This window comes from Streptomyces noursei, from assembly GCF_016917755.1.
In the GTDB taxonomy this organism is placed as follows: Bacteria; Actinomycetota; Actinomycetes; order Streptomycetales; family Streptomycetaceae; genus Streptomyces; species Streptomyces yunnanensis.
Genome location: NZ_CP070326.1, coordinates 9,081,159 through 9,106,721, shown reverse-complemented (window position 1 = coordinate 9,106,721; position 25,563 = coordinate 9,081,159). Strand labels below are relative to the sequence as shown.

General features: G+C 73.4%; 23 protein-coding genes. 5 read left to right on the top strand and 18 right to left on the bottom strand.

Annotated elements, in window-relative coordinates; all coding sequences use genetic code 11:
* Nucleotides 1–186: 186 nt before the first annotated feature.
* From JNO44_RS39640 to JNO44_RS39615, 6 genes are all read right to left on the bottom strand, one after another.
* On the bottom strand, nucleotides 187–1,407 hold the full coding sequence (locus JNO44_RS39640) for a phosphodiester glycosidase family protein (RefSeq protein WP_240168038.1): 1,221 nt from the start codon (nucleotides 1,405–1,407) through the stop codon (nucleotides 187–189).
* 220 nt (nucleotides 1,408–1,627) lie between these two features.
* Complete coding sequence (locus JNO44_RS39635; RefSeq protein WP_205368815.1) at nucleotides 1,628–2,362, bottom strand: N-acetylmuramoyl-L-alanine amidase; 735 nt, start codon at nucleotides 2,360–2,362, stop codon at nucleotides 1,628–1,630.
* Nucleotides 2,363–2,639: 277 nt separating this feature from the next.
* Nucleotides 2,640–4,055: a family 2B encapsulin nanocompartment shell protein gene (locus tag JNO44_RS39630; protein ID WP_205368814.1), complete on the bottom strand. Its 1,416-nt coding sequence runs from the start codon at nucleotides 4,053–4,055 to the stop codon at nucleotides 2,640–2,642.
* A gap of 143 nt (nucleotides 4,056–4,198) precedes the next feature.
* Nucleotides 4,199–5,611 (bottom strand): family 2B encapsulin nanocompartment shell protein, encoded by a 1,413-nt coding sequence (locus JNO44_RS39625; RefSeq protein WP_205368813.1) that lies wholly within the window; start codon nucleotides 5,609–5,611, stop codon nucleotides 4,199–4,201.
* 210 nt (nucleotides 5,612–5,821) lie between these two features.
* Nucleotides 5,822–7,252 (bottom strand): xylulokinase, encoded by a 1,431-nt coding sequence (xylB, locus tag JNO44_RS39620; RefSeq protein WP_205368812.1) that lies wholly within the window; start codon nucleotides 7,250–7,252, stop codon nucleotides 5,822–5,824.
* A gap of 153 nt (nucleotides 7,253–7,405) precedes the next feature.
* Nucleotides 7,406–8,374 carry an acetylxylan esterase gene (locus JNO44_RS39615; RefSeq protein ID WP_205368811.1) on the bottom strand — a complete coding sequence of 323 codons (969 nt, stop codon included), beginning with the start codon at nucleotides 8,372–8,374 and terminating at the stop codon, nucleotides 7,406–7,408.
* A gap of 189 nt (nucleotides 8,375–8,563) precedes the next feature.
* Here JNO44_RS39615 and JNO44_RS39610 point away from each other — a divergent pair, with 189 nt between their 5' ends.
* Complete coding sequence (locus tag JNO44_RS39610) at nucleotides 8,564–9,412, top strand: hypothetical protein (RefSeq protein WP_205368810.1); 849 nt, start codon at nucleotides 8,564–8,566, stop codon at nucleotides 9,410–9,412.
* Between the two features lie 40 nt (nucleotides 9,413–9,452).
* On the opposite strand, the gene JNO44_RS39605 is transcribed toward JNO44_RS39610, so the two are convergent.
* The 7 genes from JNO44_RS39605 to JNO44_RS39575 form a co-directional block, all read right to left on the bottom strand.
* On the bottom strand, nucleotides 9,453–10,298 hold the full coding sequence (locus tag JNO44_RS39605; RefSeq protein ID WP_205368809.1) for an amino acid ABC transporter ATP-binding protein: 846 nt from the start codon (nucleotides 10,296–10,298) through the stop codon (nucleotides 9,453–9,455).
* Nucleotides 10,299–10,356: 58 nt separating this feature from the next.
* Nucleotides 10,357–11,148 carry an amino acid ABC transporter permease gene (locus JNO44_RS39600; protein WP_205368808.1) on the bottom strand — a complete coding sequence of 264 codons (792 nt, stop codon included), beginning with the start codon at nucleotides 11,146–11,148 and terminating at the stop codon, nucleotides 10,357–10,359.
* Nucleotides 11,148–11,927, bottom strand: a complete 780-nt coding sequence (locus JNO44_RS39595) for a transporter substrate-binding domain-containing protein (RefSeq protein ID WP_240167874.1) — start codon at nucleotides 11,925–11,927, stop codon at nucleotides 11,148–11,150. Before JNO44_RS39595 ends, JNO44_RS39600 begins: the two co-directional genes overlap by 1 nt.
* Nucleotides 11,928–12,235: 308 nt before the next feature.
* Nucleotides 12,236–13,162: a homocysteine S-methyltransferase gene (mmuM, locus tag JNO44_RS39590; protein ID WP_205368806.1), complete on the bottom strand. Its 927-nt coding sequence runs from the start codon at nucleotides 13,160–13,162 to the stop codon at nucleotides 12,236–12,238.
* Between the two features lie 26 nt (nucleotides 13,163–13,188).
* A complete protein-coding gene (locus tag JNO44_RS39585) occupies nucleotides 13,189–14,061 on the bottom strand; it encodes a YceI family protein (RefSeq protein WP_205368805.1) in 873 nt (290 codons plus the stop codon).
* A gap of 175 nt (nucleotides 14,062–14,236) precedes the next feature.
* Nucleotides 14,237–15,661 carry an SWF or SNF family helicase gene (locus tag JNO44_RS39580; protein WP_420882723.1) on the bottom strand — a complete coding sequence of 475 codons (1,425 nt, stop codon included), beginning with the start codon at nucleotides 15,659–15,661 and terminating at the stop codon, nucleotides 14,237–14,239.
* Complete coding sequence (locus JNO44_RS39575) at nucleotides 15,658–18,753, bottom strand: DEAD/DEAH box helicase (RefSeq protein ID WP_205368804.1); 3,096 nt, start codon at nucleotides 18,751–18,753, stop codon at nucleotides 15,658–15,660. Before JNO44_RS39575 ends, JNO44_RS39580 begins: the two co-directional genes overlap by 4 nt.
* A gap of 148 nt (nucleotides 18,754–18,901) precedes the next feature.
* On the opposite strand from JNO44_RS39575, the gene JNO44_RS39570 reads away from it, so the two are divergent.
* A complete protein-coding gene (locus JNO44_RS39570; protein ID WP_039630600.1) occupies nucleotides 18,902–19,084 on the top strand; it encodes a hypothetical protein in 183 nt (60 codons plus the stop codon).
* Between the two features lie 53 nt (nucleotides 19,085–19,137).
* Here JNO44_RS39570 and JNO44_RS39565 read toward each other — a convergent pair whose 3' ends face one another.
* Nucleotides 19,138–19,935, bottom strand: coding sequence for a hypothetical protein (locus JNO44_RS39565; protein ID WP_205368803.1), 798 nt, complete (start codon nucleotides 19,933–19,935; stop codon nucleotides 19,138–19,140).
* Between the two features lie 136 nt (nucleotides 19,936–20,071).
* Nucleotides 20,072–20,392 carry a hypothetical protein gene (locus tag JNO44_RS39560; RefSeq protein ID WP_240167873.1) on the bottom strand — a complete coding sequence of 107 codons (321 nt, stop codon included), beginning with the start codon at nucleotides 20,390–20,392 and terminating at the stop codon, nucleotides 20,072–20,074.
* 93 nt (nucleotides 20,393–20,485) lie between these two features.
* Here JNO44_RS39560 and JNO44_RS39555 point away from each other — a divergent pair, with 93 nt between their 5' ends.
* Nucleotides 20,486–21,403: an oxygenase MpaB family protein gene (locus JNO44_RS39555; RefSeq protein WP_205368802.1), complete on the top strand. Its 918-nt coding sequence runs from the start codon at nucleotides 20,486–20,488 to the stop codon at nucleotides 21,401–21,403.
* Between the two features lie 52 nt (nucleotides 21,404–21,455).
* Here the strand turns inward: JNO44_RS39555 and JNO44_RS39550 are convergent, their stop codons facing one another.
* Both JNO44_RS39550 and JNO44_RS39545 read right to left on the bottom strand, forming a co-directional pair.
* Nucleotides 21,456–22,076, bottom strand: coding sequence for a class I SAM-dependent methyltransferase (locus JNO44_RS39550; RefSeq protein ID WP_205368801.1), 621 nt, complete (start codon nucleotides 22,074–22,076; stop codon nucleotides 21,456–21,458).
* Entirely contained in the window at nucleotides 22,073–23,569 is a 1,497-nt protein-coding gene (locus JNO44_RS39545) for a purine-cytosine permease family protein (protein WP_205368800.1), read from the bottom strand. The genes JNO44_RS39550 and JNO44_RS39545 overlap by 4 nt, the downstream gene beginning before the upstream one ends.
* A gap of 259 nt (nucleotides 23,570–23,828) precedes the next feature.
* Here JNO44_RS39545 and JNO44_RS39540 point away from each other — a divergent pair, with 259 nt between their 5' ends.
* Nucleotides 23,829–24,443: a GTP-binding protein gene (locus JNO44_RS39540; protein WP_205368799.1), complete on the top strand. Its 615-nt coding sequence runs from the start codon at nucleotides 23,829–23,831 to the stop codon at nucleotides 24,441–24,443.
* Between the two features lie 45 nt (nucleotides 24,444–24,488).
* Here JNO44_RS39540 and JNO44_RS39535 read toward each other — a convergent pair whose 3' ends face one another.
* Nucleotides 24,489–24,917 carry a PPOX class F420-dependent oxidoreductase gene (locus JNO44_RS39535; protein ID WP_205368798.1) on the bottom strand — a complete coding sequence of 143 codons (429 nt, stop codon included), beginning with the start codon at nucleotides 24,915–24,917 and terminating at the stop codon, nucleotides 24,489–24,491.
* A 166-nt stretch (nucleotides 24,918–25,083) separates the two neighbouring features.
* On the opposite strand from JNO44_RS39535, the gene JNO44_RS39530 reads away from it, so the two are divergent.
* Nucleotides 25,084–25,491, top strand: a complete 408-nt coding sequence (locus JNO44_RS39530; protein ID WP_039630588.1) for a roadblock/LC7 domain-containing protein — start codon at nucleotides 25,084–25,086, stop codon at nucleotides 25,489–25,491.
* The last annotated feature ends 72 nt before the right edge of the window (nucleotides 25,492–25,563 follow it).

Below are 25,563 nucleotides of genomic sequence, written 5' to 3'. Positions count from 1 at the left end.
CCCAAGGGCCACGACGCCCCAAGACCCCGACCGGGGCCCACGCCCGCCCCGCCCAGTGCCCCGCGCCACCGCCCCAGCGCCGCGCCACCGCCCTCGGCGCCGCGGAACCGTCGCCCATCGGTCGCCCCGAGGTCGCCCCGGTCGCTCGCCGGTCGCCCGTCGCGGACCCCCGAGCTCGCTCGCGGGTCACTCGTCGGCGAAGACCCCCACGGCGTTGGCCACCGGGCGTTCCCGCTCGACCGTCGGGTGGTTGCGCACCTGCGCCTCGCCGTCCGCGTCCTGGGTGACGAACGTCGAGGAACCGCCGCCGTCCAGGTCCACGGCGTCCCGCGCGCCCAGCCCCGCCATCAGCCCGGCCAGCTCCCGTACGGTGAGGCCCGTCTGGTGCCGGCCCTGCTCCCCGTCCAGCGCCATCAGAAGCAGGGTGCGGCCACGGTCGGCGATGCCGGCGGAGGTGCGCATCGTGACCGCCACGGTGTCCAGACCGGGCGCCGGGCGTCCGGCTCGCAGCACCGGGAAGCCGCCCACCGCGCAGTGCAGCCGGCCCGGCAGCCGCCCGACGAGCCGGTGGCTGATCCGGACCCGCTCGCCGATGTGCAGCGCGCGCAGGTGTCGCGCGCCCTGCTCGCGGCCGACCAGCACCACCGATCCCGGTTCGATCGCCCCGGCGCCCGGCCGGTCGGCGGTCTCCACGACGCGTCCGCCGCGGATCGTGACCTCGGCGGCGTCGGTGTCGCAGCCCGCCGCGCGGTCGGTGTCGGTGCCGCAAACCGCGCGCTCCCGGGACACCTCGCCCCAGCGGGCGGTGTACGCGCCGATGCCGCCCTCCGGCAGGGCGTACTGGTTCAGACCGCGCAGCGGCCAGGAGCCCGTGTGGCTGCGGACGGTGCCGCGCAGCGTCAGGCGGTCCAGTCGGGCCCGGTGGTCGTAGCCGACGCCGAGCACGTCGTTGGTGGTGGCGCCCGGTGGCAGCGTCGGGCCGAACCGCTGGCCGTCCGGCACCGCGCCCTTCAGCTGTCGTCCGGACGACACCGCGGGTCCCACCGAGGAGCCGGTGACCTCCACCCCGGGGTGCTGGGCCTCGCTGATGTCGAAGAAGTCGCCGTTGACCGCGGCGAGCGCGTCGCGGTCGTCGGCGAGTTCGGACACCGGGGCCCGTGCGGCGACCGCCGACGGGTGGAGCAGGTCCACCGAGACCGCGGGGTCGGAGAGGTCGACGGTCAGCAGGTGGCCGTGGACGATGCCGCGGGGGAGGGTCTTCCTGAACTCGGTGTAGGTCACCCCGCGGGCCAGTCGCACCGGGGCCGTCCGTGTGAACCCGCCGGCGGCGGCTGCCCGGGGCGCGACCGCCGCCCCGCCACCGGCCAGGACGCCCCAGGCGACCGCGATGGTCGCCACCGTCCGGATCCTGTCAAACCGCCGTTTCACAACAGCCCCCTGACGTCGTGTCAACTGTCCCAGGTGGTGGCAGCGCTCACTATGGCCCGCGGATGGCGGGATTCCGAACATCCGCGGAACGGTGCCGTGTCGCCCGGTACGGGCGGCGGCGTGGTTGCCGGGAGGGAGTCGGGGCCCGGTCCGGCGGGGCGGCGTGTGTGACGGGACGCCGAATTTCGAGGGCGGGGCGTCACATGTCGAGCAGGTCCTCCCAGTAGGTGTCGCTCTTGTGGCCCCAGTCCCCCTTGTGTCCGCCCCAGTCCCCCTTGTGCCCCCAGTCCCCCGTGCGGTCCCAGAAGGACACCTCTTTGACCAGGTCCATGTAGTGCGCCCAGTCCCAGTACTGGCCCGGGTCGGTGTGGTCGGTGCCCGGGACCTCGACGTGCCCGATGATGTGCCTGCGGTCCTTGGGGATGCCGTAGCGGTCGCAGATGGCGGCGGTGAGCAGCGCGGAGTGGGTGTAGAGGGTTTCCGTGAACCACTTCGGATCGTCGATCCAGCCCTCGTGCTCGATGCCGATGCTGCGGGTGTTGTAGTCCCAGTTGCCGGCGTGCCAGGCGACGTTCCGTTCGCGGACGCACTGGGCGGTGTAGCCGTCCGAGGAGCGGACGACGTAGTGCGCGGCGGCCTTGTGTGCGGGGTCCTGGAAGAGCCGGAGGGTGTCCGGGAAGGTCTCCTGCGTCACATGGATCACGACGGTGTCGATCGGGTACTGCGTCGGGCGGTTCGCGGCGGTGTAGTTGGCCGGGTTGGCCGGCGTCCAGTGGACGGGCGGGTAGTCGGCGGTCCGTGTGCGCCGTGTGCGCCGTTTGCGCGGCGATGCGGCGCCGGCCCGGGTGAGGGGGGTGAGGGCGGCGGCCGCGGCGAACGCGGCGGCGCCGGTGAGCAGTCGGCGACGGGCCGGGAAGTGCTGGTCGGGTTCCATGCGAACTCCTGACAAGGACCGAGGGGTGGTCGCGTACATGTCACGCACGGCCGGTGCGTTCATCATGCGCAACAGCACGCGCCCTGCCAAGGGAATGGCCGTTGTGTCAATGGCTTGACCAAAGAAGGCCAACCATGGATCAAAAGCGCGCAACGCCCCCTGATCGGACCGCATGCGCGTCACCCGGGTGCCGTGCCGCGGCCGTATTCTGACGGAGAGTCAGGCCGTGGTGGGCGCCCCGGGTGACGGGATGTCCGATCCGATCGCTTCCGGTCGCTCAGTGTCCGATCTCGACGTCCTCCAGGATGCCCAGTGCGTCCGGCACCAGCACCGCCGCCGAGTAGTAGGCGCTGACCAGGTAATTGATGACGGCCTGATCGTTGATGCCCATGAACCGCACCGACAGGCCCGGCCGGTACTCGTCCGGGATGCCGGTCTGGTGGAGCCCGACCACGCCCTGGTTCTCCTCGCCGACCCGCATGGCGAGGATCGAGCTGGTCTGGTCCGGGTTGATCGGGATCTTGTTGCAGGGCAGCAGCGGGATGCCGCGCCAGGCGCGCACCGCCGTCCCGTCGATCTCCGCGGTCGCCGGGTAGATCCCGCGGGCGTTCCACTCCCGGCCGATGGCCGCGATGGTCCGCGGGTGCGCCAGCAGGAACTGCGTCTTGCGGCGCCGGGAGATCAGCTCGTCCAGGTCGTCGGGGGTGGGCGGGCCGCTGCGGGTGTGGATGCGCTGCTTGAGGTCGGCGTTGTGCAGCAGCCCGAACTCGCGGTTGTTGACCATCTCGTTTTCCTGGCGCTCGCGCAGCGCCTCGACCGTCAGTCGCAGCTGCTGGTCCAGCTGGTTCATCGGGTCGTTGTAGAGGTCGGCGACCCGCGAGTGGATCTTCAACACGGTCTGCGCGACGCTGAGTTCGTACTCGCGGGGCGACCGCTCGTAGTCCACGAAGGTGCCCGGCAGTGCGGGCTCGCCGACGTGTCCCGCGGCCAGCTCGATGGCAGCCTCGCCGTGCTTGTTCTGTGCCGGGACGAGCGCCGTGCGGAAGCTCTCGATGTGTTCGCGCAGCGCCGCCGAACGGCCCAGTACCTCCTCGTAATCGGCGCGGGAGAGGGTGAGGACGGTGCCTCGGGTGGCCGCGCGAAGGGTGAACTCCCATGCGGCGTCGGGGGCCAGCAGCGCCGCGTCGCCGGCCGCGTCACCGCCGGCGAGCACCGCGGTCACCGTCTCGTCGCCGTACTTGCCGGCGCCGATCCGTTCGAACTTGCCGTGGGCGATCAGGATGACCTGGTCGGTCGGCGTGTCCCGCTCGACGAGCACGTCACCGGGGGCGACCTCCCGCTGGGCGAAGCGCCCGGCCAACTCCTGGAGGGTGGGGTCGTCGGCGAAGCCGCGCAGTGGCGCCAGCTCGCGCAACTCCTGGGGAATGACCCGGACTTCGGCGCCCTCGGTGATGAACTCCACCGCGCCGTCGCCGAGGGTGTGGGTCAGGCGCCGGTTGACGCGGTACGTACCGCCGGAGACCTGCACCCAGGGCAGGATCCGCAGCAGCCACCGCGAGGAGATGCCCTGCATCTGCGGCGGGGTCTTGGTCGTGGTCGCCAGATTGCGGGCGGCCGCGGTGTCCAGGCTGGACCGGAGCTGCTCGGCGCCGTCGGTCTGCGGGCCGGACGTGGGATCCACGGATGTGGTCATGGTGGGAGGTCACCTGTTCCGATCGGTGCGTAGGAATTCGGTGCTCAGAATTCCGGGAAATGCGCGGGAAGGAAGGGAGAAGGGGGCGGCGGGAGGCGCTACCGGTCCGCGCGGTGCGGTAGTCGCCGCCGCGGGAATTCCGCTCAGTGCCCGATTTCCACGTCTTCCAGGACGCCCAGCGCATCGGGTACGAGAATTGCCGTCGAATAGTAGGCGCTGACGAGGTAGTTCACGACAGCCTTGTCGTCGATTCCCATGAAACGCACCGAAAGGCTCGGCTCGTATTCGTCGGGAATTCCGCTGCGGTGCAGTCCGACCACGCCCTGCTTGTCCTCACCGGTGCGCATCAGCAGCACCGAGCTGGTGCCCTCCTTCGTCACCGGGATCTTGTTGCAGGGGAAGATCGGCACCCCGCGCCAGGACGGCAGCGAGTGGCCCATGAAGTCCACCGCGTCCGGGTAGAGACCGCGGGCGCTGCACTCCCGGCCGATCGCGGCGATCGCCTTGGGGTGGGCCAGCAGGAAGCCCGGGTCCTTCCAGACCGTGGCGAGGAGTTCGTCCAGGTCGTCGGGGGTGGGCGGGCCGCTGCGGGTGGGGATGCGCTGCTTGAGGTCGGCGTTGTGCAGCAGCCCGAACTCGGGGTTGTTGATCATCTCGTGCTCCTGGCGCTCGCGCAGCGCCTGCACCGTGAGCTTGAGCTGTTCCTCGACCTGGTTCATCGGGTCGCTGTAGAGGTCGCCGACCCGGGTGTGGGTGCGCAGGACGGTCTGCGCGACGCTGAGTTCGTACTCCCGCGGCGATCGGTCGTAGTCGACGAAGGTGCTGGGCAGGGCGGGTTCGCCATGGTGGCCGGAGGTGAGGGCGATGGCGGATTCGCCGCTGGCGTTGGCCGGCCGGGCGGCACCGTCGGGGCCCGCCGCGAGGTGGTCGCGCAGGGCCGGGGAGCGGCCGATGACCTCCTGGGCGTCCTGGCGTGCCAGGGCCATCACCGTCACCCGGGTCACCGCCCGGTAGCTGAACTCCCATTGCCCGTCGGCGCTGTTCAGCGGGGCGTCGCCGAGGTGGTCGCCGCCGGCCAGCGCTTCCAGGACGGTCTCGTCGCCGTATTTGCCGGTGCCGATCCGGTCGACCCGGCCGTGCGCGATCAGCACCACCCGGTCGTGCGGGGCGCCGGAGCGGGCGATCATCTCGCCGGGGGCGTACTCGTGCTGAGTGAACCTTTGGGCGAGCTCGGAGAGCACCGCGGGGTCGGTGAACTCCCACAGCGTGGGCAGTTCGCGCAGTTCCTCGGGGATGATCGCGACCGAGCCGCCGTCGATGTCGAAGTCGATCCGCCCGTCGCCGACGGTGTGGGTCAGGCGCCGGTTGACGCGGTACGTGCCGCCGGAGACCTGCACCCAGGGCAGCAGCCGCAGCAGCCAGCGGGAGGTGATGCCCTGCATCTGCGGCGCGGTCTTGGTGGTCGTCGCCAGATTCCGCGCGGCGGAGGTACTCAGGCTGGAATTCTGGCTCTCTTCGGTGCTTCCGGACAGCGTCTCGCCGGCAATCGTCACCATGTCACCTATCTCGTCGAGGCTGCGGCGCGGAACACCGGGGAGAACCTGAGAAATGTCCCGGCAGCTCGCCGCCGCCTCGAAGATAGTGGCGCTGTTTTTATCCGCACAATCGCTCGATGGGGTGGCATGGAAAATAGTTTCCGTGGAAAGGGTTTAGATCTTTCGGTGTTGGGCAAAGTGTGCCGGGGCGATTCTCGACGGCGGGTGCGGTCAGCCGCCGAGCAGCGCCGCGCCGTCGGTCAGCGTGTCCGTCAGCCGCTCCCAGGCGGCGTCGTCCCGCTCCCGCGCCGGGTACTCCGCGCCCCGGGCCGTGCCCCAACGGCGCGCCACCGCCGCCGGATCCTCGCCCAGCAGCAGCCCGGCAGCCTGGGCCGCCGCTCCCAGCGCGGCCAGTTCGCCCGCCTCGGGCACCACCACCGGGCGGCCCGACAGCCGCCGCACGGTCTCCCGCCAGGCGCGGCCCCGGGCCCCGCCGCCGATCAGCAGCAGCGGGGTACCGGGCGCGGTCTCCGGACCCGACACCTGGTCCAGCGCCCGCAGCAGCGTGAACACCGCGCCGTCGTAGGCGGCTTGGAGCAGTTGGCCGGCCGTGGTGTCGTGGCGCAGGCCGTGCAGCAGGCCGGTGGCGCGCGGGAGGTTCGGCGTCCGCTCGCCGTCCAGGAAGGGCAGCAGCACGGCGTCGCCGCCCGGCTCGACGGCCTCCCGGTCGCGGCCGAGCAGCGCCGCCACCCGGTCCACGGCGAGCGTGCAGTTGAGCGTGCAGGCCAGCGGCAGCCAGTCGCCGCGGGCGTCGGCGAAGCCGGCGACGGTGCCGGTCGGGTCGGCGGGCCGGCGGGTGGTCACCGCGTAGACCGTGCCGGAGGTGCCCAGGCTCAGCACCGGCTGACCGGGACGCAGGCCCAGGCCGAGCGCCGCCGCCATGTTGTCGCCCGTCCCGGCGGCCACCAACGCGCCGTGCGGCAGGGGGAGTTCGTCGGTCCGCACGGTGCCCGCCGCCTCGCCGGGGAGCGCGACCCGCGGCAGCATCGAGGGGGCCAGTCCGACCCGGTCCAGGACCTCCGGGTCGTACGCCTCCGTGGACCCCGCCCACCAGCCGGTGCCCGAGGCGTCGCCGCGGTCGGTGACCGCCTGGCCCGTCAGTCGCTGGACGAGGTAGTCGTGCGGCAGCCGGACGGCGGCGGTGGCGGCCGCCGCGGCCGGCTCGTGGGCACACAGCCAGGCCCACTTGGCGACCGTGAACGCCGGGCCGGGCACGCTTCCGGTCCGCTCCGCCCACGCCTCGGGGCCGCCGCCCTCAGCGATCAGCCGCGCGCTCTCCCGGGCGGGCCGGACGTCGTTCCACAGCAGCGCCGGGCGGACCGGCTCCCCGGCCGCGTCCAGGGTGACCAGCCCGTGTTGCTGGCCGGCGACGGAGATCGCGGACGCCTGCCGCGCGGCGGGTCCGCACTGGGCCAGCGCCTCGCCCAGCGCCCGCCACCACTGCCGGGGGTCGCTCTCCTTGCCGGGGCCGCCGCCGACCGTGTGCGGTGCCTGGCCCCGGGCCAGCACCTCGCCGGTCTCCGCGTCCACGACCAGCGCCTTGGTGGACTGCGTGGAGCTGTCCACCCCGACGACCAGCGGTCCGGCCGACTGTGCGCCCATCGAGCACTCTCCCTCGGCGGCCGGTGGTCCAGGCCCTGCCCCGGGGCTCCCGGCCGCTCTGGACCCCGGTGCGCAGCCGCATCGTAATCCGCGTGCCGCGGGTCGCGGGTGGCCTGTGGACGACACGCGCGGGCCGTCGCCGGCCGGTGCGGATCAGCCGCCGAACAGCTCGCGCAGGAAGCGGATCTCCGCGGTCCGCTGGGCGCCCCCGCCGCTCTCGTGCGCGTTGAACCGCCACACCTCCAGCCGCTTGTCGCCCGCGTAGTGGTGGTGGGCGGCGAACCCGGTGGACGGCGGGACGATCTCGTCGCGCAGCGCGGTGCCGAAGAGCGCCGGGGCGGTGGCGCGGGCCGCGAAGTTCAGGCCGTCGAAGTGGTCGAGGGTGTGCAGCGCGGTGTCGATGTCGTCGCGCCGGCCGGCGAAGTAGCGGGCCAGTTCGCCGTACGGCCCCTGGTCGGTGACGTCCAGGGCGCGCCGGATGTGGGTCAGGAACGGCGCGTCGATCAGTGCGCCCGCCAGCCCCGGGACGAGCCCGGTCATGGCCAGCGCGAGGGCGCCGCCCTGGCTGTGGCCGGCGACCACGATCCGCTCGGCGTCCACCGCGGGGTGCCCGCGGGCCGTGTCCACCGCCCGTACGGCGTCGGTGAACAGTCGTCGGTAGTAGTAGGAGTCGGGGTCGAGCAGGCCCTGGGTCAGCTTGCCCGGTACGCCCGGGTGTGTGGCGCCCACCGGGTCGGGGGTGTCGCCGGGCCGGTCGGGGCCGCTCTGGCCGCGGGAGTCCATGACCAGTGTGGCGTAGCCGGCGGCCGGCCACAGCAGCCAGTCGTGCGGCAGCAGCCGGCCGCCGCCGTAGCCGAGGTACTGCACCACGCACGGCAGCGGTCCGGTGGCCGTCCGCGGGCGCAGGAACCAGCCGCGGATCCGGTGCCCGCCGAAACCGGCGAACTCCACGTCGTCGGTGTGCAACTGGGTCAGGCCGCTGTCTGCCGCGGTGAACCGGGGGGCGAGGTCATGGGCCCGGGCCTCGTCCACCGTGCGTCGCCAGAACGCGTCGAAGCCGGGCGGCTCGGGCAGGGGAGGGCGGTAGCGGCGCAGTTCGTCCAGGGGAAGGTCGGTGAACATGGAGCACCTCCGGGCAGTGAGGCGTACACGTCGGGCAGGTTAGGGTCTGTCCGGGCGATCAGGATCGGGAGCGTCCGTCCCGGGCCGTGGTGCGTCAACGGCGCCCACGGGGTGGATGTTTCACCCCGGAACGGTCCAGATCGGTCACCGCGTCCTTGTCTCCACACCAAAGAAGCGATCACTTCCGCCATGAGCTTTCCCCCGCCCCCGCCGTCCAACCAGCCGCCGCACCAGCCGCCCCAGGGCGACCCGGGTGGTTTCGGCCCGCCCGGAGGCGGCTACGGGGCGGGCGGGCAGCAGCCGGGGCCGGGCGGTTACGGTCCGGGCGGCTACGGGCCGTCGGTGCCGCCGGCCGGCCCGCCGCCCGCCGGCCCGTACGGCGCGCCCGCCGGTGGCTACGGGCCGCCCGGCCCCGGTGGCTGGCAGCAGCCGCCCGCGCCGCCCTCGGGCGGCGGCAACGGCACCACCATCGCGCTGATCATCGGCGCCGGTGTGCTCGTCGTGGCGCTCGTCATCGGCGGCGTCATATGGGCCAACAGCGATGGCGGCGGCGGCAATCAGGCCCGGCCGGGCGCCAGCACCTCGGCGAGCGCCAGCCCGTCGGCCTCCGACTCCGCCTCCCCGACCCCGTCCGACTCGGCGACCCCCAGCGGCCCGGAGACCTCCGCGTCCGCGCCCACCGGCCGTACCGCCCCCTTCTACACCCTCAAGACCGGCGACTGCTTCGACATCCCGCCGGGCGGGAACGGCGGCAACAACCTGTCGGCCCCCTGCACCGGGCCGCACGACGCCGAGGTCGTCTTCGTGTACACCCTCCCCGCCGGTCTGACCTCCGAGAGCGAGATCAAGGACAAGGCGTCCTCGCTGTGCTCGATCCAGCTCCCCGACAAGGCGTCCAAGCAGCCCGCCGGGACGGCCGAGGGCACCTATGTGCAGTTCCCCAACACCAAGGGCTACAAGCTGGGCATCAAGTCCGTGGTGTGCAGCCTGACCGGCAACCGCAGCAACACCAAGAAGCTCACCAAGCCGTTGGCCTGAGCCGGTCCGGAGCACCGGGCGGCCGGGACGGGCGGTGGGGTCAGGTCCGCCGCCCGGTGGTCGGCCCCGTGCCGTCCGTCCCGTCCGCCGCGTCCGTGCCGCCCGTCCCGTCCACCTCGGCTGCCGCCGGGTCCAGGACGCGCGAGAGGAACGCCCGGGTCCGCTCGTGCCGGGGTGCGCCCACCACCTGCCTCGGGGTGCCCTCCTCGACGACCAGCCCGCCGTCCATGAAGACCACCCGGTCGGCGACCTCCCGGGCGAATCCCATCTCGTGCGTGACGACCAGCATCGTCATCCCGTCCCGGGCCAGCGCCCGCATCACCGCCAGCACATCGCCGACGAGTTCCGGGTCGAGGGCCGAGGTCGGCTCGTCGAAGAGCATCAGCTCCGGGTCCATCGCCAGCGCCCGGGCGATGGCCACCCGCTGCTGCTGGCCGCCCGACAACTGCGCCGGGTAGGCGGCCTCCTTGTCGCCCAGGCCGACCCGCGCCAGCTGGTCGCGGGCGATCCGCGCGGCCGTCGGCCGGTCGCGGCGCAGCACCCGGCGCTGGGCGATGGTCAGATTCTCCAGCGCGGTCAGGTGCGGGAAGAGGTTGAAGGACTGGAACACCATCCCGATCCGGCGCCGCACCCGGTCGATGTCCACCTCCGGGTCGGTGACCTCGGTGCCGGCGACGGTGACCCGGCCGGCGGTCGGCTCCTCCAGCAGGTTCACACAGCGCAGCAGCGTCGACTTCCCGGAACCGGACGGTCCGATGACGCACACCACCTCGCCCCGCGCGACCGAGAAGTCGATCCCGCGCAGCACCTCCAGCGCGCCGAACGCCTTGCGCAGCCCGCGCACCTCGATGGCGTTCTCGCCGTTGCCGTCCCCGCCGCCGGTCATCCCGCCCCCTGCCCGCCGTGGCGCCGCTTCTTCCGTTCCCGCCCGTACACGCGCGCCGTCACCGGGCCTTCGCCGTGCGGGCCTCCAACCGCCGGACCAACTGGCCCAGCGGCAGGGTGATCACCAGGTACAGCAGCCCCGCGACCAGCACCGGGGTGAGGCTCTTGTGCTCGTTCAGCGCGTCCCGCCCGAAGTTGGCCAGCTCGAACTGGGAGAGCGACAGGCCCAGCAGGTACACCAGCGAGGAGTCCTTCGTCAGCAGGATCAGCTCGTTGGCCAGCGGCGGCAGCACGATCCGGAACGCCTGCGGCACGACGATCGAGACCATCGCCCGGCCCTGCGACATGCCCAGCGAACGCGCCGCCTCCGTCTGCCCCTTGGGCACGGCCCGGATACCGGCCCGGATCGTCTCCGCCATGTAGGCCGCGCCCACCAGCCCCAGCGACAGCATCACCGTGACGCCCTGGTCGAGGGCGACCTGGAAGGCCAGCGGCACCCCGAAGCCGAGCGCGATGAACACCAGCAGGGCGGGGATCCCGCGGAAGAACTCGATGTAGGTCACCGCCAGCCAGCGGTACGGCGGCACCGAGGAGAGCCGCATCAGGGCGAGGACCAGCCCGAGCGCGAGCCCGAAGCCGAAACCGAGCAGGGTGTAGCGCACGGTGTTGACCAGCGCGGTGGTGACGATGTCGGGGAACAGCGCCGTGGCGACGGAGACGTCGAAGAACGCCGATCCCAGCCGGCGCCAGTCGGCGGCCAGGGCGAGGGCCGCCAGCGCGGCCACCAGCACGCCGTACTGCGCGCCGCGGACCAGCCGCGCCCGGCGGCGCCTGGACAGGGGCCGGGGCATCAGCCGAACCACTTCCGGTGGATCCGGTCGTAGCTCCCGTCCTTCTCCGCCCGCGCGAGGACCTCGTTGATGCGCTTCCGCAGCGCGTCGTTGCCCTTCCGCACGCCGAAGCCGTAGTGCTCGCCGGTGTCGAACTCCGCCGCCACGTGGGTGTCCGGGTTGTGCTTCGCGTAGTCGAGGAGCACGCCGTTGTCGTTGATCCCGGCGTCGACCTGCCCGGATCCGACCGCGGTCAGCAGCAGGCCGACGTCCTCGAACTCAACCAGTTCGACGCCTTTTCCGTGTGCCTTGGCGTAGAGCGCGCCGGTGGTGGCCTTCTGGTAGCCGAGCTTCCTGCCCTTCAGGTCCTCGATCCTCTTCACCGAGGTTCCGCGCTTCACCAGGAGTGCCTGGGTGGCGTTGAAATACGGGTCGGAGAAGTCCATGACCTTCGCGCGGGCGGGGGTGATGGTCATGCCCGCGGCGGCGAGGTCGCAGGTGCGGATGGCGAAGTCCTGGCCGGTCTCGATGCCTTCGAAGGGGGTGTTGATGATCTGCTGGGTGACGTGCAGGTCCTTGGCCACCAGGTCCACCAGGTCCACGTCGAACCCGACGACCTTGCCGTCGCGCTTGACCTGGAAGGGGGCGTAGGGGAGGTGGGTGCAGGTCAGGAGCGCTCCGGGGCGGACCAGTTCCGGGCCCCGGCCCTGCTGTCCGACGGGCGTGGTGCTGGTGCATCCCGCCAGGAGGGCGGTGGCCGCGGCGGCGGCCAGAACGGGCAACGCGGAGCGAGCGGTCACAGGTCCTCCAAGAGTGCCGTGACGGTCAACCGGGCCGGAAGTGTGGCGAGTTGGCTGCATCCTGCCATCGGCCGGGACTTCTGTCGCCGGTGCGTCCGTTGCGGCCGGGTAACGGCCCTGGCCTGTCAGGGCGGCGATCGCTCAGCGCAGGGTCCAGAGCCAGCCGAGCGGGGTGAGGCCCAGGGTCCTGGCCACCGACCGGGAGGCGTGGTTGGTGACGCCGGTGCTGTAGGAGAGCACCTGGCCACTCCATGGCGCGAGGCTAGCCGGGGCGCCGACGGCCCGCCGCCCGTTTTCCCGCGGCCCGGTCAGTGGCCCAGTGCCGCTGCCAGCTCGGCGATGGCGTCCGGGCCCACCCGGCAGCAACCGCCGATCAGCCGGGCGCCGTCCGCGACCCAGCCGGCCACCCGGTCCGCGTGGAAGGTCGGGCTGCCGCGCCAGCCCCGGGCCGTGGCGTCCCAGCTCTCCCCGCTGTTGGGATAGACCACCACCGGTTTGCCGGTGACCCGGGCCGCGAGCGCCACCGCCCGGTCGGCGTCGTCCGGCGCGCAGCAGTTCACCCCGACCGCGATCACCTCGTCCGCGTCCGCCGCGCAGGCGAACGCCTCGGCCAGCGGCTGCCCGGCGCGGGTGCGGTCGCCGGCGATGCTGTACGACAGGTAGGCCGGGACGCCGAGGCCGCGGACCGCGCGCAGCAGCGCCCGCGCCTCGTCCGCGTCCGGCACCGTCTCCAGGGCGAGCACGTCGGGCCGGGCGGCGGCCAGGACCTCCAGGCGCGGCCGGTGGAACCGCACCAGGTCCTCCACGGACAGCCCGTACCGGCCGCGGTATTCGGAGCCGTCCGCGAGCATCGCGCCGTACGGGCCCGCCGACGCGGCGACGTAGAGCGGCCCGGTGACACCGGCGGCGCGCGCCCGCGCCGCAGCCTCGCGGGCCAGTTCGACGCTGCGGCGCAGCAGCCCGGCGGCTTCCTCCGGGCCGGTGCCGCGCCGGGCGAACCCCTCGAACGTGGCCTGGTAGCTGGAGGTGATGGCCACCTGGGCGCCCGCCTGGTAGTAGGCCAGGTGGGCCCGCACCACGGCTTCCGGTTCCTCGGCGAGCAGCCGGGCCGACCACAGGGCGTCGCTCAGATCGTGGCCGTCCGCTTCCAGTTGGTTGGACAGCCCGCCATCGAGGACGACCGGTCCGGCGGCGAGCGCCTCGGTGAACGGTGGCTGGGGCGACGGGCCGGCCATGGGGAACCCCCTCTTCCGTGCGGCTGTTACTCGGGCCGGACCGCCTGGATGTCCAGCTCGATCCGGATCGTAGCGCCGATCGCGGCGATGCCCCTGGCCAGCATCTTGCGCCAGTCCAGGGTGAAGTCCTCGCGGTGCAGCTCGGTGACGGCCTGGCACGCGGTGCGGGTCTCGCCCATGATGCCGGTGCCGATGCCCAGGTAGCGGGTGTCCAACTGGACGGTGCGGCTGACGCCGTGCAGATGGAGCACGCCCTGCACCGCCCACCGGCTGCCTCCCTTGTGGACGAACCGGTCGCCGGTGAACTGGAGGTGGGGGAAGCGGGCCACGTCCAGGAACTCCGCCGACCGCAGGTGGTCGTCGCGCATCCGCACGCCGGTGTCGATGCTCGCCGCGTCGATGGTCACCTCGACCCGGGAGTCCTGCATCCGCTCGCCGATCCACAGCCCGCCCTCGAAGCGGTTGAACCGGCCGTGGATCTCGGCGAGTCCGATGTGCCGGGCGGTGAACCGGATGGCGCTGTGGTCGGGGTCGAGCCGCCACTGGCCGGCTTCGGGCAGCGGCAGTGCCGGCGCCAGTTCCAGCGTGATCGGGCGGGGCGCGGTCCGCTCGCCCGCCGTCACCTGGGCCTCGCAACGGACCGGCCGGAAGCCGTCGGAGGTCACCAGGAGCCGGTAGCCGCCGGGCGGCAGGGTGACGGTCAGCCGGCCGTTGGGGTCCGTCCGGCCGGCCATCGCTTCCCGGCCGCCCGCGTCCCGCACCGAGATCTCCGCCCCGGCCATCGGCAGTCCGACGGGATCGTCGACGCACAGGTCCAGCGCGCCCGCCCCGCGGGGGAGGGTCGGCTGGCGGCTGTGCGGCGTGCGGTCGCGCAGGCGGCGGAGGAAGGCGAGCGGCATGGCAGGACGGGCCTAACGGTCGGATCGGTCGACGGGCGGACATACGCGAGCGCAGGCTGCCGAAAACTGGCGTACGGGGACGCAAGCGGGCAGGGTCGCGGAATGAATCGCACGAAATGGGTGCGGATTCGGTTCCATCCTGTCATTGGTGTCGACTCGAATTGACCATCAGGTGTCAAGGGCTGACCAAAGGTGATGTTTCTCGCACCGTGGTGCGATTCCCCTCCGTGTGCCCGTCCGGTACGTCGGCCGCGAGGGCGGCCAGCGCCGCCGCCGGATCGTCCGCGACCGGACCGGCCGGCGCCCACCGGCTGCCCTCCTTGCGGAACGGCCACCAGCGTCCGTCGCGCCCGTAGCGGAGCTGGGTGCCGCCGCCCACGACGGTCCAGCGGTTCCCGGTGGCCCGTAGCCGCGGCCGGGACGCCTCGTCCTCCCAGGCGGCCACCAGTCGGTCCCGCAACCGGGACAGCACCTCGGGCGCCGGCGTCCACTCCTCCTCCAGGACCGCCAGCCCGGCCGGACCGCCCAACCGCCAGGCCCGTACGGCCAGATCCAGGCCCCGCGCATCACGCCCCGAACCGTCCGCCAGGCGTGCCGTGACGGCCGCGCCGGGCCCGGCCGCCGCCAGCCGCACCGCGTCCTGCGCGGGCGTCAAAGCGGGCGCCGGCGGGTTGTCGGCGTACCCGGGCGACAGCGCCTCCGACAGCAGCTGCCGGGCGCGCGCCGCCGCGTCCCCGATCAGGAACTCCAGCGCGTCCGGCGCCACCCCGGGGGGCGGCGCGGCGCCACCGCCGAGCGTCGGCGCCGGACCGGGGACCGCGACCGGGGAGGGGAGCGGCGGCAGCGGCGGGAGGACGTCCCGCGCCGCGTACGCCTCGATGGCGGGGACGCCGACCGCGTCCCCGCCGTCGGGACCGGCCGGTCCGGTCGCCGCCCCGCCCCGGGAGGCGCTGCGCCGCTGGAGTTCGTCCAGGAGTTCCTCCTCGCCCCGCCCGCGCAACAGCAGCAGCACGCACGGGTCCTGGTCCAGCAGCCGCGCCACCTGGTAGCACAGCGCCGCCGAATGCGCACAGTGGTCCCATGCCTCGCAGCCGCACTCCGGCTCCAGATCGCCGATTCCCGGCAGGAGTTCGACCCCGGCCGCCGCCGCGTCCTCCACCAGGGCCGGCGGCATGTCGCGGTCCAGTAGTGCCGCGAGGTGCCCGGACCGGTCCGCGACGACGTCCAGCAGTCGGTCCCAGTCCGCCGGGGACAGCTGCTGGAGCAGCACGTCGGAGCGGTACCGGGTGTGGTCGCGGTCCTCGATGACGGCGGTGATCCGGCCCGGCCGCACGGAGACCGCGCCGACCGCCCCGGCGCGCGCGTGCCGTCGGCCCAGCTTCAGCTGTGCCCCGTCCAACGCGGTGTCCTCCAGGGCCTTGAGCCATGCCTGTCCCCACCAGGTCCGCGCGAAGCCCTGCCCGCGTGCCACCGGCAGCGCCGCGTACGTCCGCTCCGGCCCCGCCCCGTCGGCCCCGCTCCCGTACACCGCGTCCCCACCCTTCATGTCCTCGTACACCGACCCGTCCTTCCCTCTGTGCTCCTCGTATGCGTCCGTCATCGCTCGCTCCCGCGTAGGGCGACCAGGTCCGCCAGCTCGGCATCGGTGAGTTCGGTCAGCGCCGCCTCGCCGGAACCCAGGACCGCGTCCGCCAACTGCTGTTTACGGGAGAGCAGCGCGGCGATCCGGTCCTCGACCGTGCCCTCGGTGACCATCCGGTGGACCTGCACAGGCTGGGTCTGCCCGATCCGATACGCCCGGTCGGTGGCCTGCGCCTCGACCGCCGGGTTCCACCAGCGGTCGAAGTGCACGACATGTGACGCCCGGGTGAGGTTCAGGCCGGTCCCCGCCGCCTTCAAGGACAGCAGGAACACCGGCACCGCCCCGTCCTGGAAGCGCCGCACCAGCTCCTCCCGTCGGGCCACCGGTGTTCCGCCGTGCAGTAGTTGGGCCGGCACTCCGCGCGCCGCCAGGTGTTCCGCCAGCAGCCGCGCCATCTGGACGTACTGCGTGAACACCAGGACGCTCGCGCCCTCGGCGAGCAGGGTGTCGAGAAGTTCGTCGAGCAGCTCGGCCTTCCCCGACCGCCCGGCGAACCGCGCGGTCCCGGCGTCCGGTCCGCCCGGCGGCTCCTTGAGGTAGTGCCCGGGGTGGTTGCAGATCTGCTTGAGCGCGGTCAGCAACTTCACCACCAGGCCGCGGCGCGCGAGGCCGGCCGACCCGGCGATCTCGCCGAGCCCCTCGCGCACCACCGCCTCGTACAGCCCGACCTGTTCCGCGGTGAGCGCCACCGCCCGGTCGGTCTCCGTCTTGGGCGGCAGCTCCGGCGCGATCCCCGGGTCGGACTTGCGCCGGCGCAGCAGGAAGGGCCGCACCAGCCGGGCCAGCCGCTCGGCCGCCGCGACGGCCTCCGGGGAACCCGCCGCGCCGCCCTCGATCACCTGCGCGTGCCGCCTGCGGAACCGGGCCAGCGGCCCCAGCAACCCCGGCGTCGTCCAGTCCAGGATCGCCCACAGCTCCGACAGGTTGTTCTCCACCGGCGTGCCGGTCAATGCCACCCGGGCCGTGGCAGGGAGGGCGCGCAGCGCCCTGGCAGTGGCCGAGAAGGGATTCTTGACGTGCTGCGCCTCGTCGGCGACGACCAGTCCCCAGCCGACCTCCGCCAGTCTGGCGGTGTCCCGTCGCATCGTCCCGTAGGTGGTGAGGACGAACTCCCCGTCGGCCAGGTCCGCCAGGCTGCGCCGCCCCGCATGGAAACGGCGCACCGGCGTCCCCGGCGCGAACCGCTCGATCTCCCGCTGCCAGTTGCCCATGAGGGAGGTGGGGCAGATGACGAGCGTGGGTCCGGCCGACTCCGGATCGGCCTGCCGGTGCAGGTGCAGGGCGATCAACGTGATGGTCTTGCCCAGGCCCATGTCGTCGGCCAGACAGCCGCCGAGGCCGAGCGAGGTCATCCGGTGCAGCCAATCCAGGCCGCGCACCTGGTAGTCGCGCAGGGTCGCGGCGAGCCCCGGGGGCTGGCCGACCGCCGGGTCTCCGGCGCGTTCCGGGTCGGCCAGCCGGTCGCGCAACCGGGCGAGCCAGCCGGACGCCTGGACCTCCACCCGGTGCCCGTCCTCGTCCTCCGTGCTGCCGGTGAGCGCGGCACCCAGGGCGTCCAACGGGGCGACCGTGTGGTCCTTGCGGTCCCGGGCGGCGCGCACCGCCTCCGGGTCCACCAGGACCCACCGGCCGCGCAGCCGTACCAGGGGGCGGCGCGCCTCGGCGAGCCGGTCCAGCTCCGTCCGGTCGATCTCCTGGTCACCGATGGCGAACCGCCAACTGAAGGAGAGCAGCGCCTCGGCGGAGACCAGTGACGGCGTCCCGCCGGCCCCGGGCCCGTACGCGACGGCGTCCGGCCCGTCGGGCGGCCCCACCACGGCCCGCGTGGTCAGCGTCCGGGCGAACTCCTCCGGCCAGTGGACCCGGACCCCGGCGGCGGCCAGCGCACCGGAGGCCGGGCCCAGCAACTCGGCGACCTCCTCGTCCGCCAGCTCCAACGCGTCCGGCACCGCAGCGGACAGCAGCGGGGTCAGCGCCGCCCAGGCGGCGGCCGCCCGGCGCAGCGTCAGCAGGGTCTCCGCCCGTGCCTGCGGGCCGAACGCCCGCCCCGCCGGTGCCGTGCCGGTCCACACCTCGGCGGCGTCGGCGACGACCGTGGGATCGGCCGCGCTGTGGACCTGCACGACGGCGGCGAACGTGACGTCAGGACCGGCGCCGGGTGCCCGGTCCGCGTCGGGTCCGGCCGGATGCTGCGGGCCCGTTGGACGCCCGCGATCCGGCTCCGCCGCATCCGGGCGCCACGGTTCCGTGTCCGGCGCCTCCGTGAGGGCCGGGCCCGCCCCGTGCACCTCCACGCGCAGCGAGATCCGCACCCCCGCGTCGTGCCCGGCCGCGACCTCCGCGGCCCACGCGCGCTGTTCCGGGATGTGCTGCGGGGCGGGCGCGGCGAAGGCCGGTCCGCCGGCGGCCAGTTCGGCCGCGGGGGTACGGGGCAGTCCGTCGGCGACCGCGTCCAGGAAGGCGCGCACCTGGCGCTCGGGTTCCGGCAGCAGCACCGGGGCGGTCCCCGGGAGCGGGGCGGCGTGGGCGTACGGGGGCATGGCGGCGGCCAGGTCGCGCAGCTGCGTCACGTCCTCCGGGTCGAGCGGGCCGGCCCGCCAGGCATCGTGGTCGGTGGGGCTCAGACCGGGCAGCAGCCGGCCGCGGGCCGCGAGCCGGAGCGCCAGCAGGGCGGCGGTGCCCCAGAAGGCCGCCGCCGGGTGGGTGTGCCGGCCGCCGCGTATCCGGGTGAGGACGGGGAGCGCCGCGGCCACCGGCAGCACCAGGGCCGGCACGGCGCACACGGTGACGCCGCAGTCTCCACCGCTGCTGTTCTCCGCGTCGCCGTCCTCCGGCCCGTTGGGCAGGGCGACGGTCAGCTGCTCCAGTGCCGGCCGGTCCGCGCCGGCCCCACCGGGCGCGGTGTCGGCGAACGCGCCCCAGTCGGGTTCGCCGTCCGGGCGCCAGAAGGCGACGCGTCCCAGCCGGGGCGGATCGGACGGCAGAAAGACTGCCGCGCAGGGGGCGAGATCGGAGAGCAGGGCGGGTGTGACCGAGGGGAGGGAAGCCACCGGACCGGTACTCCTCAAATTTGACTACTGGAGCGTGGAGCGCCCGAGGGTACAGCACGATCCGCCCGTCGAGGGAACCTCCGGCGGCGAATCGGCGTTCAATGGAATACGACAGAGCGCGGCACGCGCCGCGGAAAGGGCGTGAAGGATGTCCACACAGGCGAAGGTCGCGATCGGCGGCGTCGCGGTGGGAGTGATCCTGCTGTGGCTGCTGCCGTTCTGGGCGGCCGTCTTGGTCATGGTCGGGATCCCGGCCGTCGCGTATCTGACGCTCGACCCCTCCCAGCGGCGCCGGCTGCGCCGGGTCGGCCACAAGCAGCTCGGCCGCTGAGCCGGCGGTGCCGGCCGGCGCGCCCCCGAGGGCGGCCCGGCCGGCCGCGGCCGTCAGAGAGGGCGGGCCGCCAGGCCGTCCAACGAGGCCAGCAGCCCGGGCAGTTCCGGTCCCCGCCCCACCGGGTGCACCTGCCCCGGCTCGTCGTCGAGCAGGACGAAGGCGATGTCGTCGGTGCGCGCCACCAAACTCCACCCGGGCCCGTCGACCCGCAGCGTACGGGCCTCGCCGGCGGCGAACGACGACCGCACCCGCCCCGGCGGCGGGGGATCGACGAGATAGCCGCGGGCCTCCGCCAGCACCCGTCGCACGCCCCGGTGCCGCTCCTCGCCGGGCGCCGCGAAGGAGACCTCATCGTCCTCCACCTGCGCCCGCCAGGACGCCCACTGCAGCGCTATCTCGTCCGCGCCCAGCCGCCGCTGGGCGGGCCCCCAGTCGCCGGCGTCCGGCGGCGCCAGCGGCGCGCGGTCGCCCTCCTGCGGCTCGGGGTCGTGCGGCTGCGGTATCCCGGGGGTGGCGACCGCCAGGGCCAGCGGCCACCCCGGAAGCGCCACGACGATGCTCTCCTCGCCCGGCGACAGGTCGTACTCCATGCCGCAGTCCCAGGCCGCGATCGCGCAGGCCACCAACGACACGTCCTCGGTGGCCACGGTCCAGCGCGCCCCCGTGCCGTCCTGGCCGAGGACCAGGCCGTAGCCCTCCGCGTACGGTTCGAGGCCGAGTCCCGCGCACACCTCGGGGTAGTCGTCGCCGAGCACGCTGGGGAACTGCGCGGGCGTCAGCAGCACCGCCGTCAGCACGAACAACTGGTCGCCCAACTGGTCGTCGTCGGCGCTCTCGGTCGTCGGCACGCCGCGCCTCCCTTCCATAACCGGTCCGCACTTCGCCGCGCACCCTAATTGGCCGGGCCCGGCCTTGTCACCAGCCGTACGCTGCGACGATGCGATCCTGTGACGTGGGCCGCGGGATCGCCGGGGCCACGGCCCGTCAGGGCAGCGGCAGCCCGAGGAGCTCATGGGCGACCTCCTGCGGCGACCGCCCGCGCTCCCGGGCCAGCGCCAGTACGGCCCGGCAGGCGAGTTCGTTGATGCCGAAGGCCAGCGCCTCGGGCGACACCCACTCCGCCGCCTGGGCCCCCCGTTCCTCGTCGCCCTCGGCACCCGCCGCCACATAGCAGGCCGCCGCCTCGAAGATGTTGTGCGGACGCCCCGTCGGCCGGCCGCCGCGGTGGAACACCGCCGGACGTCTGCCGCCGGCCCGTCTGCCGAGGTGGAGCACCCCGGCCATGTCGCGTATGAATCCGGTCATCCCGACCCCCGGCCCCTCGCCCTTACACCGTCGTAGAAGTGTGCCCGCAGCCCTTACTGTGGGAACTTCGGCCGAGGAAGGGACGGACAACAGGTGCGGCGCTACGACTGGTTGAGGGAGATCCGACGGCTCGATCCGGAGCGCGACTTCCTGCGGATCCATCGCATCACCTACGCCCACGAGTTCCCCTGGGACATCACCAGGGCGCTGGAACTGGCGCTCTACCGCACCTACGCGGTGCCGAGCATCGGGCGGCTGCTCGCCGAGACCGCCGAGCTGACGGAGCGCGCGCAGAAGCGCTACGACGACACGGCCCTCCTCCTGGACACCGTCATGGAACACGGCTTCGACAGCGGCGACGGCCGGACCGCGATCCGCCGGATCAACCAGATGCACCACAGCTACGACATCTCCGACGAGGACATGCGTTACGTCCTGTGCACCTTCGTGGTGGTGCCGATCCGTTGGATCGACCAGTACGGCTGGCGGCGGCTGAGCGAACACGAGAAGCGCGCGATGGCCGCGTACTACGGCACCCTCGGCCGCCATATGGGAATCCGCGACATCCCGCAGACCTACCAGGAGTTCGAGGTCTTCCTGGACGCCTACGAGGAGGCGCACTTCGGCTGGGACCCCGGTGCCCGTCGGGTGGCCGACGCGTCCTTGGACCTGATGGCGGGCTGGTACGGCCCGCTCGCCCCGGTGGTGCGCAGTGCGAGCATGGCCCTCCTGGACGACACGCTGCTGGACGCCTTCCGCTTCGACCGGCCCCGGCCCGCGGTGCGGACGGCGGTGCACACCGCCCTGAAGCTGCGGGCCCGGGCCGTGCGACTGCTCCCGCCGCGCCGCGCCCCGCACTACGGCCGTCAGAACCCGGAGATCAAGGGCTACCCCGACGGCTACCGGGTCGCCGAGCTGGGGACCTTCCCGTCGTCCCGCCGGCTGGGCAGCTGCCCCGTCCACCCGGTGGGCGACGACGCACGCGTCCAGGAGGACCCGGCGGCGTCCTAGCTGGTGTCCGTCCCCTACCGATCTGTCGGACCGGCCCGCGGTGTGCGGTCCGTCAGGGTGCCTCACCCTGACGGACCGCCAGCGCCAGATAGCGGGCGTCCTCGTCGACGTACCGGACGAGGTCCCAGCCGCTGCCGGCCAGGAGGGGACGCAGGTTGGGTTCGGCCCGGAGGTCGCCGGGGGTGAGCGGGTGTCCCTTGCGCGCCGCGAGGGCCGCCCGCCCTACGGGGTGGAAGAGCGCGAGCCGGCCACCGGGGCGCACCACCCTGGCCAGTTCGGCCAGCCCGGCCGCGGAGTCGGACAGATGGGAGACCAACCCGGCGGCGAACACGGCGTCCAGCGCGGCCGACGGGAGCGGAAGCCGGGTCACGTCGGCGAGCAGCAGGCCCGCACAGTCGTCGCGCCCGGCTCGCACGGCGGCCGTCAGCATCTCCGGGGTGAGGTCGGCGCCCAGCACCGTCCCGCGCGCTCCCACGGCCGCTCTGAGGGCCGGCAGGGCGCGTCCGGTGCCGCAGCCGGCGTCCAGCACCCGTTGGCCCTCCCGCAGGCCCAGTGCGGCGACGCCGGCGGCGTAGGCGGGGCCGTCGTCGGGGAACTTGGCGTCCCAACCGGCGGCGCGGGCACCGAAGAACGCGCGGACGTCGTGCGGGCGCGTGGTGGGCAGGCTGGTCATCGGTCTCCTTCGGGAGCGGTGGGGCGGTGGGCCAGTGGCGCGGTGACGGCATAGAGGATGCCCGCGACGAACAGGGCGGCCACCACCCCGAGGTTCATGGCGCCCAGCGTGCCGTGCGCGGCGCGGTCGGTGAGCAGGAACCCCACGGCCCGGGCGATGTTGGGATCGGCGGAGGTGATCAGGCCGAGCCCGACGACGGTGGCGACGGCCAGCGAGAGGACCGCCGGCCACCCTATGGCCGGCGCCGCGGACGGCTCGGAACCGGAGCGGCGGTCGCGCCACCGCTGGACCAGGAAGACGGATGTCCACGCCGCCATCGCCACCCCGACCACGGACAGGAACGCCTGGAACGTGGCGAAGAAACTGGGCGAGACGAACAGCACGTACCAGCCGCCGACGGTCATCAACGCCCCGTCCACCAGCACCGCGAGATGCCGTCGGACGGGCACTCCGAGGGCCAGCAGCGACATTCCCGAGCTGTAGATGTCCATGATCGCCCCGGACGCGAACCCCCCGATGGCGGTCAGCAGATACGGCACCAGGAACCACGTCGGCAGCGCGGCCGCGAGCGCGCCCACGGGATCGGCGGCGGCCGCCGCGGCGAGCCTCGGATCGCCGGCGTTCAGCAGCACCCCGAAGACCAGCAGCGCCACCGGGGCCAGCACCCCGCCCAGCGCCGTCCAGCCGGTGATCGCCCGGGCGCTGCTGCCACGGGGCAGGTAACGGCTGTAATCCGCCCCGCAGTTGACCCACCCCAGCCCCAGGAGGGTCATCGCGAAGACCACGCCCCCGATGGCCGTGCCGAGCCCGCCGGGACGCCCCGCAAGGAGGGCCGAAGGGTGGATCCGGTCGGCCATCAGCACCAGGTAGGCCGCGGTCATCACGGTGATGGCGGCGGTCAGGTACTTCTGCACCTTCATGATCAGCGCGTGTCCGTAGATGCCCACGACCACCACCGAGACGGCGGTCACGGCGAAGCACAGCGCCTGGGCCCCGGTGGTCGGCGTGCGCCCGTCGGCCCGGGCGAAGACCGCCGGCGAGACGCGCGCCAGGATGGCGGCGCCGCCCAGGGAGGAGAGCGCTACCAGGACGGTCTCCCAGCCGACGTTGGAGACGTAACTGAACACGGTGGGGAGCTTGTTGCCCTGCCGGCCGAAAGCGGCCCGTCCGATGGCCATGGTGGGCTCGCCGGTCCGCGCCCCGGCCACCGATACCAGGCCCACCAGGAGGAACGACAGCACATAGCCGAGCGTCCCGGTGACCACCGCCTGCCAGGCATTGAGGCCGAGCCCCGTCACGTAGATCCCGTAGGCGATGGAGAGCAGGGACAGCCCGGAGGCGGCCCACGGCCAGAACAGGGAGCGGGGCGTGCCGTGCCGTTCGGCGTCCGGCACCGGGTTGATGCCGTTGCGCTCCACGGCCGCTGCCGAGGTGTTGGCCCCGGCGGACACGGCGCGTCGCCCGGATGACTGCGGTGCCCACTGCTGCGTCATGCGCACATGATCCCCCAAGGCCGGCGCTCCCGGGGAACGTGTGTGCGGCGACGGGAACGACGGCACGGCATGGCCGGAAACCACATCATGCCCCGATGCCCGGGCGGCTTTCCCGAATTCGAGAAAATCCCGATCAGCGGGCGGTACGGTCCTCGCCATGGATTTCCGGACGGCACCCGGTGCCGCCCCGGTGCCATCGCTGTGCCCTGGATCCGCACACCCGCGCCTGGCGGGAACCGCACCCTGAAGGAGACGGCCGATGAACGCCGTACAAGGGACCCCGGAGGACGTAGTTCCTCGCCCTGCCCCCGGATTGGCCCTGAAGGTCTTAGTCGCGGGCGGTTTCGGGGCGGGCAAGACGACCCTGGTGGGCGCGGTCAGCGAGATCCGTCCGCTGCGTACCGAGGAGCGCCTCAGCGAGGTGGGTCAGGCGTTCGACGACATCGGGGGAGTGGCGGCCAAGACCACCACCACGGTGGCGATGGACTTCGGCCGCATCACCATCAGGTCGGGGCTCGCCCTGTACCTCTTCGGCACGCCGGGACAGGACCGCTTCTGGTTCCTGTGGGACGACCTGTCGGAGGGCGCGCTGGGAGCCGTGGTGCTGGCCGACACCAGGCGGCTGCCGGACTGCTTCCCGGCCGTCGACTACTTCGAGCGCCGCGGCCTGCCGTTCGTGGTGGCCGTCAACTGCTTCCCCGGTGCCGGGTCCTACGGGGCCGACGAGGTCTCCCGCGCCCTGGACCTCAACCGCGGCACACCCGTCGTGCTCTGCGACGCCCGGGACCGCGACTCGGGCAAGGAGGTGCTGGTCCGGCTGGTCGAGCACGCCGGACGGTTGCACTCCGCACGGCAGTTGGACTCGGTGGGCTGACCGGCCCGGGGCGCGGAAGGCCGAACCGTCCGCGCCCCGCGCCCCTCAGTCCGCGACCCCGGTGAGCGCGACCACCTTGTCGATCCGCACCCGCACCAGCAGTTCACCCGGGACGCCGTTGCGGGCGCCGTACGCCTCCGCCCGCTCCTCGCCCATGTAGCGGGCCGCGATCCGGGTCGCCCAGTGCCGGACGTCCGACAGCTCCTCGCTGAGCTCCGCCGTCCCCTGCACCACCACGAACGCGAACGGTGGCCGATCGTCGTCGACGCACAGTGCCACCCTGCCGTCACGGGCGAGATTGCGCCCCTTGACCGTCTCCTTGCCGGTGTTGAACACCAGCTCCTCGCCGTCCACGAGGAACCACACCGGTGAGATGTGCGGAGCGCCGTCGGCCCGCACGGTCGACAATTTTCCGGTCCGGGTGCCCTCGGAAAGGAACGCCCGCCACTCATCCTTCGTCATTGTGTGTGCCATGCCGCCATCCTCGCCGCCGACCGAACGCGGAAGGCACGGGGCACGCCGGGTGCGGAGCCGCTTGCCGACACGGCGGAGGTGGGACAGGCTGGCACGGCGGCCCGCCGACGGGCCGCGAACTGCCGTCCGGCCACACCTGCGGACGGGGATACGGGGAGGAACGGGCATGGCACTGAGCAGCGGACTCGATTGGCTGCTGGACGACCTGACCAAACGGGTGGAGCAGGTACGGCACGCGCTGGTGCTGTCCAACGACGGGCTGGTGACCGGCGCGAGCCAGGGGCTGGAGCAGGAGGACGCCGAGCACCTGGCGGCGGTCGCCTCCGGACTGCACAGCCTGGCGAAGGGATCGGCGCTCCACTTCGGGGTCGGGCGGGTGCGCCAGACCATGGTCGAGTTCGACGACGGGGTGTTGTTCGTGACGGCCGCGGGGGACGGCAGCTGTCTGTGCGTGCTGGCCGGCGCCGACTCCGACATGGGGCAGATCGCCTACGAGATGACGCTGTTGGTCAACCGCGTCGGGGAGCACCTGGGCGTCGCGGTGCGCCGGCCGGAGAGTTATCCACAGGTCTGAATCGAGCGTTGACGCGCTGTCACCGCCCGCGGCTATGGTCGTAACCGTCAGTGATCGACGAACGAGTCGCAG

What these genes read in the sequence shown, in the direction of transcription:
- JNO44_RS39635 (WP_205368815.1), bottom strand. Translation starts at nt 2,362, where the DNA reads ATGGAACCCGACCAGCACTTCCCGGCCCGTCGCCGACTGCTCACCGGC.
- JNO44_RS39630 (WP_205368814.1), bottom strand. Translation starts at nt 4,055, where the DNA reads ATGACCACATCCGTGGATCCCACGTCCGGCCCGCAGACCGACGGCGCC.
- JNO44_RS39625 (WP_205368813.1), bottom strand. Translation starts at nt 5,611, where the DNA reads ATGGTGACGATTGCCGGCGAGACGCTGTCCGGAAGCACCGAAGAGAGC.
- xylB (WP_205368812.1), bottom strand. Translation starts at nt 7,252, where the DNA reads ATGGGCGCACAGTCGGCCGGACCGCTGGTCGTCGGGGTGGACAGCTCC.
- JNO44_RS39615 (WP_205368811.1), bottom strand. Translation starts at nt 8,374, where the DNA reads ATGTTCACCGACCTTCCCCTGGACGAACTGCGCCGCTACCGCCCTCCC.
- JNO44_RS39610 (WP_205368810.1), top strand. Translation starts at nt 8,564, where the DNA reads ATGAGCTTTCCCCCGCCCCCGCCGTCCAACCAGCCGCCGCACCAGCCG.
- JNO44_RS39605 (WP_205368809.1), bottom strand. Translation starts at nt 10,298, where the DNA reads ATGACCGGCGGCGGGGACGGCAACGGCGAGAACGCCATCGAGGTGCGC.
- JNO44_RS39600 (WP_205368808.1), bottom strand. Translation starts at nt 11,148, where the DNA reads ATGCCCCGGCCCCTGTCCAGGCGCCGCCGGGCGCGGCTGGTCCGCGGC.
- mmuM (WP_205368806.1), bottom strand. Translation starts at nt 13,162, where the DNA reads ATGGCCGGCCCGTCGCCCCAGCCACCGTTCACCGAGGCGCTCGCCGCC.
- JNO44_RS39585 (WP_205368805.1), bottom strand. Translation starts at nt 14,061, where the DNA reads ATGCCGCTCGCCTTCCTCCGCCGCCTGCGCGACCGCACGCCGCACAGC.
- JNO44_RS39580 (WP_420882723.1), bottom strand. Translation starts at nt 15,661, where the DNA reads ATGACGGACGCATACGAGGAGCACAGAGGGAAGGACGGGTCGGTGTAC.
- JNO44_RS39570 (WP_039630600.1), top strand. Translation starts at nt 18,902, where the DNA reads ATGTCCACACAGGCGAAGGTCGCGATCGGCGGCGTCGCGGTGGGAGTG.
- JNO44_RS39560 (WP_240167873.1), bottom strand. Translation starts at nt 20,392, where the DNA reads ATGACCGGATTCATACGCGACATGGCCGGGGTGCTCCACCTCGGCAGA.
- JNO44_RS39550 (WP_205368801.1), bottom strand. Translation starts at nt 22,076, where the DNA reads ATGACCAGCCTGCCCACCACGCGCCCGCACGACGTCCGCGCGTTCTTC.
- JNO44_RS39545 (WP_205368800.1), bottom strand. Translation starts at nt 23,569, where the DNA reads ATGACGCAGCAGTGGGCACCGCAGTCATCCGGGCGACGCGCCGTGTCC.
- JNO44_RS39540 (WP_205368799.1), top strand. Translation starts at nt 23,829, where the DNA reads ATGAACGCCGTACAAGGGACCCCGGAGGACGTAGTTCCTCGCCCTGCC.
- JNO44_RS39535 (WP_205368798.1), bottom strand. Translation starts at nt 24,917, where the DNA reads ATGGCACACACAATGACGAAGGATGAGTGGCGGGCGTTCCTTTCCGAG.
- JNO44_RS39530 (WP_039630588.1), top strand. Translation starts at nt 25,084, where the DNA reads ATGGCACTGAGCAGCGGACTCGATTGGCTGCTGGACGACCTGACCAAA.